The organism is Gammaproteobacteria bacterium, from assembly GCA_027296625.1.
GTDB lineage: Bacteria > Pseudomonadota > Gammaproteobacteria > JAKEHO01 > JAKEHO01 > JAKEHO01.
Genome location: JAPUIX010000153.1, coordinates 1 through 14,354 on the forward strand (window position 1 = coordinate 1; position 14,354 = coordinate 14,354).

The 14,354-nt window shown below is 52.6% G+C and carries 15 protein-coding genes and 1 tRNA gene; 4 read left to right on the forward strand and 12 right to left on the reverse strand.

Translation table 11 applies throughout. From position 1 onward, the window contains the following. Positions 1-781: 781 nt before the first annotated feature. Both O6944_08700 and amrS read right to left on the reverse strand, forming a co-directional pair. Positions 782-858, reverse strand: a tRNA-Met gene (locus tag O6944_08700). Between the two features lie 95 nt (positions 859-953). Further along, the gene (gene amrS / locus O6944_08705; protein MCZ6719211.1) at positions 954-2,039 is read right to left on the reverse strand and encodes an AmmeMemoRadiSam system radical SAM enzyme; all 1,086 of its coding nucleotides are present in this window, start codon (positions 2,037-2,039) and stop codon (positions 954-956) included. 101 nt (positions 2,040-2,140) lie between these two features. Here amrS and amrB point away from each other — a divergent pair, with 101 nt between their 5' ends. From amrB to ppsA, 3 genes are all read left to right on the forward strand, one after another. Next, on the forward strand, positions 2,141-2,926 hold the full coding sequence (amrB, locus tag O6944_08710) for an AmmeMemoRadiSam system protein B (GenBank protein ID MCZ6719212.1): 786 nt from the start codon (positions 2,141-2,143) through the stop codon (positions 2,924-2,926). Position 2,927: 1 nt separating this feature from the next. Continuing rightward, the gene (gene amrA / locus O6944_08715) at positions 2,928-3,479 is read left to right on the forward strand and encodes an AmmeMemoRadiSam system protein A (protein MCZ6719213.1); all 552 of its coding nucleotides are present in this window, start codon (positions 2,928-2,930) and stop codon (positions 3,477-3,479) included. A 152-nt stretch (positions 3,480-3,631) separates the two neighbouring features. Next, a complete protein-coding gene (gene ppsA, locus O6944_08720; GenBank protein ID MCZ6719214.1) occupies positions 3,632-6,043 on the forward strand; it encodes a phosphoenolpyruvate synthase in 2,412 nt (803 codons plus the stop codon). Between the two features lie 165 nt (positions 6,044-6,208). On the opposite strand, the gene O6944_08725 is transcribed toward ppsA, so the two are convergent. The 3 genes from O6944_08725 to adk form a co-directional block, all read right to left on the reverse strand. Then, complete coding sequence (locus O6944_08725) at positions 6,209-6,361, reverse strand: hypothetical protein (GenBank protein ID MCZ6719215.1); 153 nt, start codon at positions 6,359-6,361, stop codon at positions 6,209-6,211. Between the two features lie 58 nt (positions 6,362-6,419). Further along, positions 6,420-6,734 (reverse strand): hypothetical protein, encoded by a 315-nt coding sequence (locus O6944_08730; protein MCZ6719216.1) that lies wholly within the window; start codon positions 6,732-6,734, stop codon positions 6,420-6,422. Between the two features lie 253 nt (positions 6,735-6,987). Next, positions 6,988-7,656 (reverse strand): adenylate kinase, encoded by a 669-nt coding sequence (gene adk, locus O6944_08735; protein MCZ6719217.1) that lies wholly within the window; start codon positions 7,654-7,656, stop codon positions 6,988-6,990. A gap of 82 nt (positions 7,657-7,738) precedes the next feature. Between adk and O6944_08740 the strand changes: the two genes are divergently transcribed. Continuing rightward, positions 7,739-8,119: an Mth938-like domain-containing protein gene (locus O6944_08740; protein MCZ6719218.1), complete on the forward strand. Its 381-nt coding sequence runs from the start codon at positions 7,739-7,741 to the stop codon at positions 8,117-8,119. Here the strand turns inward: O6944_08740 and rpoS are convergent. From rpoS to O6944_08775, 7 genes are all read right to left on the reverse strand, one after another. Then, a complete protein-coding gene (rpoS, locus tag O6944_08745; GenBank protein MCZ6719219.1) occupies positions 8,116-9,147 on the reverse strand; it encodes an RNA polymerase sigma factor RpoS in 1,032 nt (343 codons plus the stop codon). The two genes, O6944_08740 and rpoS, sit on opposite strands and share 4 nt — an antisense overlap. Positions 9,148-9,161: 14 nt before the next feature. Next, positions 9,162-9,926 carry a peptidoglycan DD-metalloendopeptidase family protein gene (locus O6944_08750; protein ID MCZ6719220.1) on the reverse strand — a complete coding sequence of 255 codons (765 nt, stop codon included), beginning with the start codon at positions 9,924-9,926 and terminating at the stop codon, positions 9,162-9,164. A gap of 81 nt (positions 9,927-10,007) precedes the next feature. Continuing rightward, positions 10,008-10,667: a protein-L-isoaspartate(D-aspartate) O-methyltransferase gene (locus tag O6944_08755; GenBank protein ID MCZ6719221.1), complete on the reverse strand. Its 660-nt coding sequence runs from the start codon at positions 10,665-10,667 to the stop codon at positions 10,008-10,010. Next, complete coding sequence (gene surE, locus O6944_08760) at positions 10,657-11,418, reverse strand: 5'/3'-nucleotidase SurE (GenBank protein MCZ6719222.1); 762 nt, start codon at positions 11,416-11,418, stop codon at positions 10,657-10,659. Before surE ends, O6944_08755 begins: the two co-directional genes overlap by 11 nt. 111 nt (positions 11,419-11,529) lie before the next feature. Continuing rightward, positions 11,530-12,435, reverse strand: coding sequence for an ornithine carbamoyltransferase (argF, locus tag O6944_08765; protein MCZ6719223.1), 906 nt, complete (start codon positions 12,433-12,435; stop codon positions 11,530-11,532). Beyond that, positions 12,432-13,625 (reverse strand): aspartate aminotransferase family protein, encoded by a 1,194-nt coding sequence (locus tag O6944_08770; protein ID MCZ6719224.1) that lies wholly within the window; start codon positions 13,623-13,625, stop codon positions 12,432-12,434. Before O6944_08770 ends, argF begins: the two co-directional genes overlap by 4 nt. A gap of 118 nt (positions 13,626-13,743) precedes the next feature. Next, positions 13,744-14,244, reverse strand: a complete 501-nt coding sequence (locus O6944_08775; protein MCZ6719225.1) for a urate hydroxylase PuuD — start codon at positions 14,242-14,244, stop codon at positions 13,744-13,746. Positions 14,245-14,354: the final 110 nt, after the last annotated feature.

Here is a 14,354-nt window from a genome sequence, read left to right on the forward strand (position 1 = left end):
CGCGAAGCTGAAGGAAGATCCGGAAGAACCATCAATAACCTGCTTACACCCCTGCGACAAACCATAAATCGCGCCCTCAGGCGCCGTGAAATCGCTTATAACCCGTTTGAGGACATTCAGCCCAGAAGATACCGTCCAAGAGAGCCTGAACCATTCCACGTCAGTGAGGTGAAGGCGGTTGTGGCAAGACTCCGATACGAACAGTGCAGAAACTATGCACAGTTTAATTTCTTCACGGGATTAAGGCCGTCAGAGATGATTGCGCTGAAGTGGTGTCACGTTAACCTAGTGAAACGCAAAGCAAGCATTCAGGAGGCGGTAGTCCGCTTTAAACGGCAAGACACTAAGACGGGTAGGGTAAGAATCGTTGACCTCGCAGAACCGGCTCTAGCGGCCTTAAACAGCCAAAAAATCCATACCTACATGAAACAGCACGGGCACGTCTTTGAAAACCCGCTAACAGCAGAACCGTGGGCATCTGATAAAGCATTTAGGGAGGCACATTGGAGTTATGCGTGTAAAGCTGCGGGAGTGAACTACAGATCGCCTGAAATGCTCAGGCACGGGTTTGCTAGTTTGATGTTTGAGCGGAATAAACCTCTAGGTTGGATCGCAAATCAGATGGGGAACGGTGTTGAAGTCATGGCCAAACACTACGCTCGCTGGCTGGAGAAAAACCAGGTCGAGTTGGACGATCTAGCGGGCGTGTGGGATTCGATTTGTACGAACCCCGTAGGAATTGAAGAGGAAAAATCTAATTTATTGAATGTTAAAGGAAATCTGGTAGCGGGGGCAGGATTTGAACCTGCGACCTTCGGGTTATGAGCCCGACGAGCTGCCAGACTGCTCCACCCCGCAACTGGCGTCGCGGATACTACCGCCGAGGCACAATTTTATCAAGGAAAACGCCGCGCGCGACACACCCATGCCATGAGATGCCTAGGCATCAATCCTTAAGCCGACAAGCGCACAGGCATTCGCTTCGCGCCCCAAGACCCGGCCGCCCCCTCAAAAACCCCAGGGCACTGGTAATTGCAGCAGAGACAATGCCCATCATCAGAAAGATTCCAAGCGCCTATGACATACCAGTCCCGTTCAATGAGTACCGTGCCGCATTGTGGGCACAGCGTGCTCCCGCCGGTTGTATCATGGACATTTCCGGTGTAGGCGAAGTGAACGCCGTTCTTCATTGCTATCGCTCGCGCCCGCGTCAGGGTTGCAGGCGGTGTATGCGGCTTGTCCATCATCTTCCAATCCGGGTGAAATGCCGTGAAGTGCATTGGCACATCCGGCCCAAGGTGTTCGACCACCCATTGGGTCATCTCCTCAAGCTCCCTCTCCGAATCATTTTCGCCCGGGATCAAAAGATTGGTGATCTCAAACCAGACAGACGTCTCGGTCTTTAAATAGACCAGCGTATCCAACACCGGCTGCAGACTGCCGCCAGTAACATACTTATAGAAGCGTTCCGTATAGGCCTTCAGGTCAACATTGGCGGCGTCCATATAACGGTAGAACTCGACGCGTGGTTCATCACAAACATAACCCGCGGTAACTGCCACAGCATTAATGCCGACCTCGTGGCATGCCTGCGCCACGTCAATCGCATACTCATGAAAGATCACCGGATCATTGTAGGTAAATGCGATACTCCGGCACCCAAGTTCAAGAGCTGCCTGGGCAAGGCGTTCCGGCGATGCCGCATCAGCCAGGGTATCGAACTCTCGCGACTTACTGATATCCCAGTTCTGGCAAAACTTACACGCCAGATTGCAGCCTGCTGTTCCGAAGGAGAGCACCGGTGTGCCCGGTAAAAAATGGTTGAGGGGCTTTTTTTCAACGGGATCCACACAAAATCCGCTGGAACGACCGTAGGTCGTTAGCACGATTTCGTCATCCTGGCAGGCACGGACAAAACACATCCCCCGTTGCCCCTCACGAAGCTTACAAAAACGTGGACACATGTCGCACTGAATGCGCCCATCATCAAGCCGATGCCAATAGCGCGTGGGTACGACCGAATTGGCTGTGGTGTTCATGACCTTATGCATGGGATATGTTAGCTATCTATACTATCTATACTTTAGACTAAAATTGAAAGGCTTCGCTGTCTGCTATGCTACGCTGGCCCGCTCAATAGATGAATAACATCCGTCCTCCAGCCGTGTCTGGGTATTTTTATCCCGACGATCCCGAGGCATTGCAGCAATCGGTTCTGCAATACTTAGCCCGAGCCCATGTGAGCGTGCCAGTACCCAAAGCCATTATTGCGCCCCACGCAGGTTATATCTACTCGGGACCCGTGGCGGCATCGGCCTACGCCTGCCTCACGCCGGCCCATAATCGCATTCACCGCGTTATCTTGCTCGGGCCTGCCCATCGGATCTACCTCAGAGGCCTCGCGCTCAGCACGTCAGACGCGTTCGAATCGCCGTTAGGCTGTGTTGAACTAGACCAGGAGATGATTAGAAAGTTAATCAAACTACCGCAGGTCCAGCTTATGGACGCTGCCCACGCTGGAGAACACAGTTTGGAGGTCCACCTCCCCTTCTTACAGACGGTGTTGGACTACTTTACCCTGGTTCCGCTGGTCGTCGGCGACGCCGCGCCACATGAGGTCAGCGAAGTCCTAAAAGTGCTCTGGGGCGGCCCAGAGACCCTGATAGTGATTAGTTCCGATCTGAGCCACTACCATGACTACGATACGGCCATGCAAATCGATGGCAGCACGTCACAGGCCATCGAAACGTTGCGCTATGAGGATATTGGTTCCAAACAGGCGTGTGGTTGCGTAGCGGTGAGCGGATTGCTCTATCTGGCGGGAGAACTCGGGTTGAGTGCGACGACGCTCGATCTTCGCAATTCGGGCGATACCGCAGGATCACACGACCGCGTCGTCGGCTATGGTGCCTATGCTTTTGGTTAGGATGAAATTGCTTGACACGAGTCTTCGTCAAAGCCTGTTGGATGTTGCCTGGCAATCCATCTACCACGGCTTAGAATGCAGCGCGCCCCTTTTGCCGACACCGGATGACTATCCAGAGGCATTGCGTGAGTGCCATGGAAGCTTCGTCACCTTGACCAAAGAAGATCGGCTGCGGGGATGCATCGGTACGCTTGAGGCGACCCGACCGCTGGTGGAAGATACAGCTCGCAACGCGTTTGCTGCCGCCTTCCAGGATCCACGTTTCAGTCCACTCACCCAAGATGAATTGGATTTACTGCAGGTCAAGATTTCCATCCTCTCACTCAATATAGCCATTGAATTTGTCTCAGAACCTGATCTGCTCCGTCAATTACGCCCCGGTATTGACGGATTAATTATTCAGCAAGGCGAACTTAGGGCCACCTTTCTCCCCGCTGTATGGGATTCCCTGCCGGACCCGGCGGATTTCTTGCGGGAACTGAAAAGGAAAGCAGGAATCACCACGGATGATGAGCCACTAACGGCCTGGCGGTATACGACTGAGTTCTTTTAGTCCTGCCTCTCTGGCACAGATCTCCGGCGAGAGCCTGTCGAACAGTTGATGCGGGCAGCGGACAGTCCATCTGCCGTCAAGACCAAGCACTGGGCAAATAGTTAACGTTCATGCCTTGGAGTGCATCGCATTAACCCGGTACGATCAAGCATATGAAGTATATTCGCTGGTTCTCAGAACTCTCCGCCGATCAAGTCGCACTCGTGGGCGGTAAGAATGCCTCACTTGGCGAACTCGTCTCATCACTAACCCGTAACGGTGTAAAGGTGCCCGACGGCTTCGCCATCACTGCCGAAGCGTATAACTATTATCTTACTCACAATAAGTTGGCAGACCGTATCCGTGAGCTGCTTAATGCTTTGCCCCCCGGTGATGTTACGACCTTGGCATCCACCGGTGCCCGTCTAAGGCAATGGATCATGCATGCAGAAATGCCGAAGGAGCTCGGTGAGGAGATTTGCGCTGCCTACGAGGAACTGGCGAGAAGATACAGTCCCGATCCCGATGTGGCCGTGCGCAGCTCGGCCACAGCCGAAGATCTCCCTGATGCATCCTTTGCTGGTCAACAGGAAACCTATCTAAATATTCGAGGGAGCACTAATCTGCTCGCAAGTTGCAAGCGAGTTTTTGCTTCACTGTTCACTGACCGAGCCATCTCCTATCGAATACACCAAGGATTTGCCGATGTTCCAATTGCCTTGTCCATCGGCGTACAAAAAATGATACGTGCTGACAAGGGCGCGGCAGGCGTCATGTTCAGTTTGGACACCGAGACAGGATTTCGTGGCGTCGTTTTTATCAGTGCAGCCTATGGCTTGGGGGAAAACGTCGTCCAGGGCACAGTAAACCCTGATGAGTTTTACGTGTTTAAGCCTACGCTGGCGTTAGGTCATAGGCCGATTGTAAGTCGGCATCTGGGCCGGAAATCCTCGAAGATAATCTATACAGAGGATTCCGTTGCTGGACTTTCTACGCGAACCGTCCGCGTCAAACACGAAGAACGCGAACGTTTTGCCATATCAGACGATGAAATCCTCGAGCTGGCACGATATGCCGTGCTGATCGAACAACACTATTCAGATCGAATGGGCCATTACGTCGCCATGGATATCGAGTGGGCGAAGGACGGTGAAGATGGGGACCTGTATATCCTTCAGGCGCGCCCAGAGACCGTCCAAATCCACAAAAATAAGTTCATTTACGAGCAGTATCGGCTCCATGAGACTGGCAAGGTGATCACCACCGGCAAAAGTGTCGGCAACAAGATCGCTGCCGGCAAGGCCCACGTTATTCACGATACGAGTGACATGGCTGAATTGCAACCAGGCGAAATCTTAATCACTGATATTACAGACCCTGATTGGGAGCCCGTGATGAAGATTGCCGCCGCGATTGTCACGAACCGCGGTGGACGCACCTGCCATGCGGCAATCGTAGCACGCGAGCTTGGCATACCCGCCGTGGTCGGGTGCACCAACGCAACCAAGATTATCCGTTCAGGGGACAAGATTACAGTGTCCTGTGCCGAAGGAAACACAGGCTATGTCTACGAAGGAATATTAAAATACGAGAAGCATCGAATCGAGCTGATAGAAAAAGAAAAACCGAAAACCAAGCTGATGCTAAACCTCGGTAATCCTGAGAAGGCATTCGAGCTACAGCAGTTACCGTGCGCCGGCGTTGGGCTCGCTCGCTTGGAGTTCATCATCAACAGCAGCATCCGCGTGCATCCCCAAGCAATATTGGAATATGACGGCCTAGACGATGTTCTGCAAACTGCTATCGATAAGACCTGTATAGGTTATCCAAGCCGTGAACAGTTTTACATTGATCGACTCGCTGAAGGTGTCGGCACCATAGCCTGTGCGTTCTATCCGAGGCCAGTCATTGCACGCCTGAGCGATTTCAAATCGAACGAGTATGCGTCACTAATCGGTGGTGCCGAGTTCGAGCCTACCGAAGAGAACCCAATGCTTGGCTTTCGCGGCGCTTCACGCTACCCATCCGACCAGTTCTCAGCGTGTTTCGCACTAGAATGTGCCGCCATGAAGAAGGTACGGAACGAGATGGGGCTTACAAACCTCGCGTTGATGATCCCCTTTGTTCGTACAGTAGCCGAGGGCTGCCGCGTCCTGGAACTCATGGCAAAACATGGCCTCAGCCGCGGTGAAAACGGTCTGAAAATCTACCTGATGTGTGAGATTCCGGCAAATGCCCTGCTCGCTGACGAATTTCTTGAACATTTCGATGGCTTCTCGATTGGATCGAATGACCTTACCCAGTTGACCCTGGGCGTTGACCGGGATTCCACACTCGTCGAGGCATTTGATGAACGCAACGAGGCGGTACTAGCGCTCATGGAAATGGCAATCTCCGCCTGCCGAAAACACAAAAAATACGTTGGCATATGTGGACAAGCGCCATCAGATTACCCCGAGATCGTCCGCTGGCTTGTCCTGCAAGGCATCGAATCCATGTCCCTCAATCCGGACAGCTTCATCAATACCTATCGCATGGTTGTCGATGTCGAACGCGAGGCTTCTAAAAAAATAGAATCGGTCTAGGTAACTGCTGAAAAAAAGAACGGCGCAAGGACAGGAGATATCGCCTTGGCTAGGCAAGCCCATCAGGCCAATATCGCCCAAACAATTCCGCCAGAATAGCTAAAGAAAAAGGCCCCATGTTGCCATGGGGCCAATCAGTTCATCTAACGTCGACCGATACTGACGTCAGGCTTTGGCTGCGGCCTTCTTCACCAGCTGTCTGGCGTATTCGCGTTGACGCTGTTTTCTCGCAGCGATCTTCGCTTTCGCCTCCTGACTGCGATCATATTCCCTTTCCCATTTCCTTAGGAATATCTCAACCGCCCTGGCTTCGGCCATTTCCTTGTGCTCTTTGGCTTCTGCCTTGAGCTGCTTGGCCGTTAGTACCGCACCCTTCTTACTTACGTTTTTTTTTGGCTCGCCTCTTAGCGGTCTTCTTTTTAGCCGGCCGCCGCTTAGCAGCCCGCTTCTTCTTGGCCTTCTTCTTGGCCTTCTTCCTTGCGGGTCGCCGCTTAGCAGCCCGTTTCTTCGTTGCTTTCTTCCTAGCCTTCTTCTTCGCAGGTCGCCGCTTAGCAGCCCGCTTCTTCGTGGCCTTTCTCTTCACCTTTCTCTTCACCTTTCTCTTCACTGCCGGTTTCCTGCGAGCAGTTGTCTTCTTTTTAGCGGTCTTTCGCTTCTTTGAAGCACGTCTCTTCGCAGTTCTCTTTGCCATAATAAAACTCCCTTAACACCTTTAGTGAGTTTGCCCAAACACTTATATACAACACAAACCTGTAATGTGCAAATTATTATAGTAGAAATTTTTCACTTCATGTCAAATTTTTATTTTCTTTATTTAATGTCTTTTGGAAGATCCGACTAGATACATATCACCCTAAATTCAAAATTAGTTATTACAATATCGCGAGCATATTATCGGCGCTACACCAAATAACAAACTCCATTCGAAAATGGGCGCATATTTTTTAAGTCCTATAAGCATTATCGAGCACGGCAAAAATGCGTTCCCGCACCTGTTCAATACCCCCGCTACCCGATATACGGACATGCTTGGGCGCTTCATTCGCGCCGCTTACAGCCCACTTTTTGTAATATACAACAAGCAGTTCTGTCTGATCATGGTAAACCTGTAGGCGTTTTTTGACCGTTTCCATTCGATCGTCATTGCGTTGAATTAGCGGCTCGCCAGTCACATCATCCTGCCCTTCAATTCGAGGTGGATTAAATACCACATGGTAGGTGCGTCCCGATGCCGGATGTATGCGACGACCACTGAGACGCTCGATGATCTCATCGTCACTCACGTCGATCTCGATGACATAATCAATGCCAATGCCCGCATTTTCCATGCCTTTCGCTTGGCCGATGGTGCGTGGGAAGCCGTCGAATAGATACCCATTGGCGCAGTCATCCTTCTGAATACGGCCCTTTACAAGCTGTAAGATGATGTCGTCAGACACCAGGGCACCCGTGGCCATTATCTTCTTAACATCAAGTCCTAATGGCGTTTCTGCCCTCACCGCAGCCCTTAACATATCACCGGTTGATATCTGCGGTATTACCAGCCTTTCTGTGATGAAGTTTGCCTGGATGCCCTTTCCCGCACCTGGAGCACCCAATAAGATGATCCTCATACACCCTCCCCAATACCCGGACCAAAATCGCTAGGATATACTTTACGCCTACCTGACGATTGCGCCGGCCGAGGTCATACCATTGAAACTAGAGCTGGACACTGGCGAGGAGGGCAACTTCCGAATTCGCTCTTATGCTGCCGGTGCCATCATAATCAACGAAGAAACGCTGACACGCAGCGTTGTCGTCACACCAAAACAACTCATCCGTGAATGGCCTCCGCAGTCATTTGATCATCTCGCGCCTGAGCACTTTGATTCCATCCTAACGCTGAATCCAGAAATCGTCCTTATCGGCACTGGGGCCCACTTGCGTTTCCCTGCCCCTGACGTAATTCTGCCCATCACGACAAGAAATATCGGAATCGAAATTATGGATACAGGGGCAGCCTGCCGCAGTTACAACGTGTTGATGGCAGAGGGGCGCAGGGTGGCCGCCGCCCTACTGATGATAATCGACTAGTCTTCCGTAAATAAGGCATCGACTGAGAATCCTTCCCGCTCTAGTATCTGTCGAAGCCGCTTGATTGCCTCAAGCTGTATCTGACGAACTCGCTCCCGAGTCACACCAAGTTCATTACCAATCTGTTCGAGCGTGGCAACTTCCTGCCCATATAAACCAAACCGGCGCTCTACCACGGCGCGCTGCTTCTCGCTCAATTGGGACAACCAAATGTCGATATGGCGTTGAACATCGCTATTCTGCAACAAGAGTGACGGATCAAGATTATGTTCATCGGGAATAGTATCAAGCAACGATTTCTCGGAATCGTGGCCAGATGGAACATCGACGGACGCTACCCGTTCATTAAGCCCCAGCATGCGCTTCACCTCATCTAGCGGTCTATCCAGCATTTGCGCAACGTCCTCCGGGCTTGGCTCACGGTCAAGCGTCTGAGCAAGCTTGCGAGCGGCGCGGAGATAGATATTGATTTCCTTGACGACATGGATCGGCAAACGCACGGTGCGTGTCTGGTTCATAAGCGCACGTTCAATTGTCTGGCGTATCCACCAAGTTGCATATGTAGAGAAACGGAAGCCCCGTTCTGGATCGAATTTTTCGACGGCCCGCATTAGCCCAAGATTACCTTCCTCTATCAGATCCAAAAGGGCAAGCCCCCGATTCATGTAACGCCTTGCAATCTTCACCACTAAGCGAAGATTGCTCTCAATCATGCGCTTGCGTGCTTCCTCGTCACCCCGTAGGGCACGTCGCGCAAAATGTACTTCTTCCTCCGCTGTCAGCAGCGGCGAGAAACCGATTTCGCTAAGGTACAAGCGGGTGGCATCTAGATCGCCTTGGGGGATCTCTCCAGGCTGAAAACCCTTTTTTTTTGCACTCGATTCCTTCTCATCGCTCGGCTGATCATCAACTTCGTCATCTTCTGCCCCGTCAATTTCTTCCACCAATTTCTCATCTGCGACCTCATCCAAAGGCAACACGTCATTAACGGGGGCTTCACCCTGTCGTCTGTCTCGCGGATTTGCCATGAGATTACTCTGACCTAGAGTTGGCGTTTTGGAAGATATCTGAGTGGGTCAACAGGCTTCCCATTTTGCCTAATCTCAAAATGCAACATGGCTTGCCCGTTGGTGCCCCTACCCATACTTGCAATGTGCTGCCCGGTCCTTACTCTGTCCCCTTCTTTGACCAACACTTTGCTGTTGTGCGCGTAGGCGCTGAGATATGTTTCGCTGTGTTTGATGATAATAAGCTTTCCATAGCCAATAAGTCCACCACCACTGTAGACAACTTGCCCCGGGGCCGCTGCAGATATCGCCTCTCCAAAGCGCCCGGTAATATCAAGACCTCGTTCTGCAAACAGAGAATTTGATTTGAAAAGCGAACCTTTGGCGGGCCATTGCCAGCTAATCGTTCCCCACTGAGTTTTTTTCTTGGCCTTTGAAGTCGACGCTTTGGGTTTGACCGGTGAATGTGTCCGTGCTGGCTTCGGGTGTATAGTGGTTTTTTTTGCTGCAGCGTGTTGGCGAGTCGTGTTGATCTTAGGCGGAGTCAGGCGCACAACTTGTCCCGGGTGGATTACGTACGGTTTGTATATACGATTCCAACGAGCCACATCACGGTAGTCCTGTCCGTATCGCCAAGCAATCGAATACAGTGTTTCCCCTGCTGCCACAACATGATAGCCTGCTCGTGCTCCCCCGGTGTCAGGCGATACACTTTTGGTTGGCGGCGCTGGAGGCGATTTCGATACCGCCACAGGCGCTTCGGGTTCGTTAGTCGCAATGGGCACATGGCCGGTACTCATGCAGGCACTCAATCCCACCGTGAGGATAAAACACAAACCGAAATAATTTCCCTTGCTTGATGTTCGTACCCGCATGCTATTTCATCCGACCCCTTCTAACATCGGGACGAAGCTAACCCAATCCAACCGCTCCTCATGAAACCCCTCTTCCGTTCTCGAGATCAGAAACAACTCCTGTTCGCCTGGTAACCCAACAGGAATAACCAAGCGCCCACTGGGCCCAAGTTGATCCAAGAGTACCTCTGGGACACCGAGCGGTGCTGCGGTGACGACGATTCCATCATAGGGCGCATACTCGGGCCAGCCCTGGTTGCCATCACTATGATCGATTCGAATATTGCGAAACTTAAGCATTCTGGCTTTCTCACGCGCCTTGCGCGCCAGCGCCTCGATACGCTCCACGCTGTAGACCTTGCCTACCAATCGGGCTAAGACTACTGCTTGATAACCACAACCAGTACCAATCTCCAATACCTTCTCCATCGCACCACCATCGAGCAGTGCTTCCGTCATACGCGCAACAATGTACGGTTGAGAGATGGTCTGCCCGTGACCTATGGGCAAGGCATTATTCTCGTAGGCACGGCTCGCCAAAGCCTCATCGACGAAGATGTGTCGGGGTATGTCGCGTATAGCCTCCAAGACCTCAGCAGACTGAATACCCATTTCGCGAAGACACCGTATCAGCCGATCACGGGATCGCTGCGATGTCATGCCGATGCCACGATAGTCAGCGCTCATCAATCGGCATGTCCTTTAACCACTCGGCAACCGCGTCGAGCACGCCGTGACGAGTAAGATCAGCTTGCAAAGGTGTAATGGAAACGTAGTTATTTTGTACGGCAAAGAAATCGGTACCAGATCCCGCGTCTTGCTGGGCTCCTGGAGGGCCAACCCAATAGATCGGCCGCCCGCGCGGATCCTTCGCTTTGATCACTGGCTCGGATTTATGCCGGTGCCCAAGTCGTGTCACTTGAAATCCAGCGAGTTGGTTCCATGGGAGATCAGGCACATTGACATTAAGGATGGTATCAGGTGGCAAGGGGCGGGAACACATACCGTTGATCAGAAACTTCACGACGTCGACCGCAGTTTCGAAATGCGTCGCTTGATCATGCGCTAAAGAGACCGCCATCGCAGGATAGCCGAGAAAGCGCCCCTCCATGGCCACCGCAACGGTACCTGAATACAAAACATCATCCCCGAGATTAGCACCTGCATTGATTCCGCCGATTACCATGTCGGGCTCTTTATCGAGCAGTCCGGTGATGGCTAAATGAACGCAGTCCGTCGGTGTGCCGTTTACGTAGATGACGCCATCATCCGCATATTGCGCGCGGATGGGCACATCGAGTGTCAGGGAATTGCTGGCACCGCTGCGATCCCGATCGGGCGCAACGACTGAAACCTCACCTATTGCTGAAAGGGCCTCCGCCAGGCATTGGATCCCCGGCGCCTGATAGCCATCATCATTACTCAGCAAAAAATGCATAGCACCCTAGTTAATTCGACACATCCCATTGTAGCCAAAACGCTCTCACGCAACCTATCGCCAGCCATGCGCCCGTAAACGCCTGCTTCTCATTTCGAAATACATGAAGGATCAGCTTGCGATCAGGAACTCCAAAAGTGCCTTCTGTGAATGAAGGCGATTCTCACACTCATCCCACACGACACTATGCGGTCCATCTATGATCTCAGCCGTCACTTCTTTACCCCGATGCGCAGGCAAGCAATGCATGAACAACGCGTCCGGTTTCGCCAGGGACATCAGCGCGGCGTTTACCTGATACGGGCCAAAGACACGTGAACGCTCTTCGGTCTCCTGTTCCTGGCCCATGCTTACCCAGACATCAGTCGCCACGAGATCGGCACCCCGAACCGCCGCATTAGCATCATCAAGAAGTTGAACATGACCCGATGCCTTGGCCACGATGTCAGCAGTAGGCTCATAACCTGTCGGACAAGCTATGTTCAGTGCAAAATCAAACTGTAATGCGGCGTTAATATAGGAATGGCACATATTGTTACCATCACCTACCCATGCCACCTGCTTCCCTCGTATGGGTCCGCGGTGCTCATAATACGTCTGCATGTCAGCCAGCAGTTGGCAAGGATGAAACGTATCCGATAACCCATTAACGACCGGGACCTGAGCATGCGCCGCGAATCGTTCGAGCTTTTCGTGCTCAAAGGTCCTCACCACAATGCAATCGACCATGCGTGAAAGCACACGAGCAGTGTCTTCAAGCAACTCGCCGCGTCCGAGTTGGGTGTCGTCGGGTGACAGGAAAATGGCATCACCACCAAATTGAATCATTGCTGTCTCAAACGACACGCGGGTACGCGTCGACGACTTCTCGAACAACATCGCGAGCACTCGGTCTTCGAGCGGGCGATAGCGCCTGCCTTTACGCTGCATAGATTTGAGCTCGATTGCGCGCTGAACAAGCTGCTCCAGGTCCGATGATGCGATGTCCGTCAAACGAAGGAAATGACGCGCTTTCATTGGACGCCCCTGTGCGCACCCTGCAGATAGATGGAAATGACCTCAGAGACGACATCAACGATCTGGTCAGCTTCAGTATCACTGATTATCAATGGAGGCAACAAGCGCACAACGTTTCCCTCAGTGACGTTGATGAGCAGTTTGCGCTCAAGTGCCATACTCACCAAGTTTGTACAGGGCCGGTCCAATTCGATGCCAATCATAAGACCTTGACCGCGTATTTCCTTCACCCCCTTGACGTTTCTCAACACGTGCCTAAACCGCGACAGCATCCGCTCACCGAGTTCCGCCGCCCGCATTGCCAGTTCATCGCGTTCCATCGTTTCGATAACCGCCAATGCAGCCCGGCATGCTAAGGGGTTACCCCCGAAGGTCGAACCGTGCGTACCGGGTTGCAGCATCTCGGCGCCTTTTCCGCGCGCAAGGCAGGCGCCGATGGGGACGCCATTACCAAGCGCCTTCGCCAGCGTCATCACGTCCGGGAGGATGCCCGCGTGCTGGCACGCAAACCATCGGCCGGTTCGACACATCCCGGTCTGCACTTCATCCAGCATCATCAACCAGCCCCGATCGTCACACAGTCCCCTGACACCGCGGAGATACCCCTCACTCGGCACGACGATCCCGCCCTCCCCTTGAATGGGTTCTAGCAACACGGCGACCACATCGGCACACTGGTTGCCCAGCTCGTGCAGCGCCTCAAGGTCACTGTAGGGCACCGGCAGGAATCCCGCTACCAGCGGTTCGAATCCTGCCTGGAACTTTCGATTCCCTGTGGCACTTAAGGTGGCAAGTGTTCGTCCGTGGAAACCCCCTTCCATCACGACCACGACCGGGCGACTGATGTTCTTCTGATGCCCATAGACGCGTGCGATTTTAATCGCCGCCTCGTTCGCTTCCGCCCCAGAATTACAGAAAAAGGCGTTCTGCATGCCTGAAAGCACCGTCAAGCGCGATGCAAGCCTTTCCTGGAGTGGAATTCCGTAAAGGTTAGACGTATGGGTGAGCTGGCTAGCCTGCTTACACAACGCCTCGCTAACTGCCGGATGCGCATGCCCCAGGGCACAGACCGCGATCCCACTCAGGGCATCGAGATATGGGTTGCCCTGCTCATCCCACAGCCAGGCACCGGCACCGCGTTCGAAGGCTACGGGTAATCGCCTGTAGTTTGCCATTAAGACGTCACTCATTGAATTATGTTGTAACTCGTTAGGTCAAAATCACTCGTCAATCTATAAAATGCCTTTCCTAAAAATGAGAAGCCCGGCCTGATGCCGGGCTAAACGAACCACTGGATCAGAAAGGTATTTAGAAAGGCAGCCCGTGAGCCCCCGCGACCATAAAAAGCAGCATAGGAATCGACAGCAGTACATTGGTACGGGATGCTAGGAACGCTGTCCGCTTGGCTCGAGCCTTTTCCTCATCACTTGCTTCCACCATGCCAAGCACTTTCTTCTGATTGGGCCATATAAGCACCCACACATTGAATAACATGATGGTGCCAAGCCAGGCGCCCATCCCGATTGTTGCGTTATACCCTGAAAGCAAAAATGCATCTACAGAGCTGTACTGCGGAGCCATCTCAAGGTAGGCCACGCCAGCAAGCCATGTCACCAGGGCTGTCCAGCGGAACCACAAAAGTGCCAATGGCGCTACGTACTTGCCGATGGCGGCAGGACCCGGACCATCCTTGTCCGCAGCAGCCGTATTCAGTGCGGGCGCCTGCACAAAGTTGAAATAGTACAAAAGCCCAATCCAGGTAATACCTGCGATAATGTGCAACCAGCGATCTAGTACTAGCCAGTCCATAATTCAGCCCCCCGAAGCATCTAGCGTCCGCATGTTATGATTTAGACGCCTGCAATCGCCTTGACGATAAAGACAAGAATGATCGCCAACACAATTCCGGAAATGATGGT

Coding starts and splice junctions, on each gene's coding strand:
- ppsA (MCZ6719214.1), top strand. CDS start 3,632: ATGAAGTATATTCGCTGGTTCTCAGAACTCTCCGCCGATCAAGTCGCA.
- O6944_08755 (MCZ6719221.1), bottom strand. CDS start 10,667: ATGAGCGCTGACTATCGTGGCATCGGCATGACATCGCAGCGATCCCGT.
- rpoS (MCZ6719219.1), bottom strand. CDS start 9,147: ATGGCAAATCCGCGAGACAGACGACAGGGTGAAGCCCCCGTTAATGAC.
- amrS (MCZ6719211.1), bottom strand. CDS start 2,039: ATGAACACCACAGCCAATTCGGTCGTACCCACGCGCTATTGGCATCGG.
- amrB (MCZ6719212.1), top strand. CDS start 2,141: ATGAATAACATCCGTCCTCCAGCCGTGTCTGGGTATTTTTATCCCGAC.
- surE (MCZ6719222.1), bottom strand. CDS start 11,418: ATGCATTTTTTGCTGAGTAATGATGATGGCTATCAGGCGCCGGGGATC.
- O6944_08770 (MCZ6719224.1), bottom strand. CDS start 13,625: ATGAGTGACGTCTTAATGGCAAACTACAGGCGATTACCCGTAGCCTTC.
- O6944_08750 (MCZ6719220.1), bottom strand. CDS start 9,926: ATGAGTACCGGCCATGTGCCCATTGCGACTAACGAACCCGAAGCGCCT.
- amrA (MCZ6719213.1), top strand. CDS start 2,928: ATGAAATTGCTTGACACGAGTCTTCGTCAAAGCCTGTTGGATGTTGCC.
- O6944_08775 (MCZ6719225.1), bottom strand. CDS start 14,244: ATGGACTGGCTAGTACTAGATCGCTGGTTGCACATTATCGCAGGTATT.
- O6944_08730 (MCZ6719216.1), bottom strand. CDS start 6,734: ATGGCAAAGAGAACTGCGAAGAGACGTGCTTCAAAGAAGCGAAAGACC.
- adk (MCZ6719217.1), bottom strand. CDS start 7,656: ATGAGGATCATCTTATTGGGTGCTCCAGGTGCGGGAAAGGGCATCCAG.
- O6944_08725 (MCZ6719215.1), bottom strand. CDS start 6,361: ATGGCCGAAGCCAGGGCGGTTGAGATATTCCTAAGGAAATGGGAAAGG.
- argF (MCZ6719223.1), bottom strand. CDS start 12,435: ATGAAAGCGCGTCATTTCCTTCGTTTGACGGACATCGCATCATCGGAC.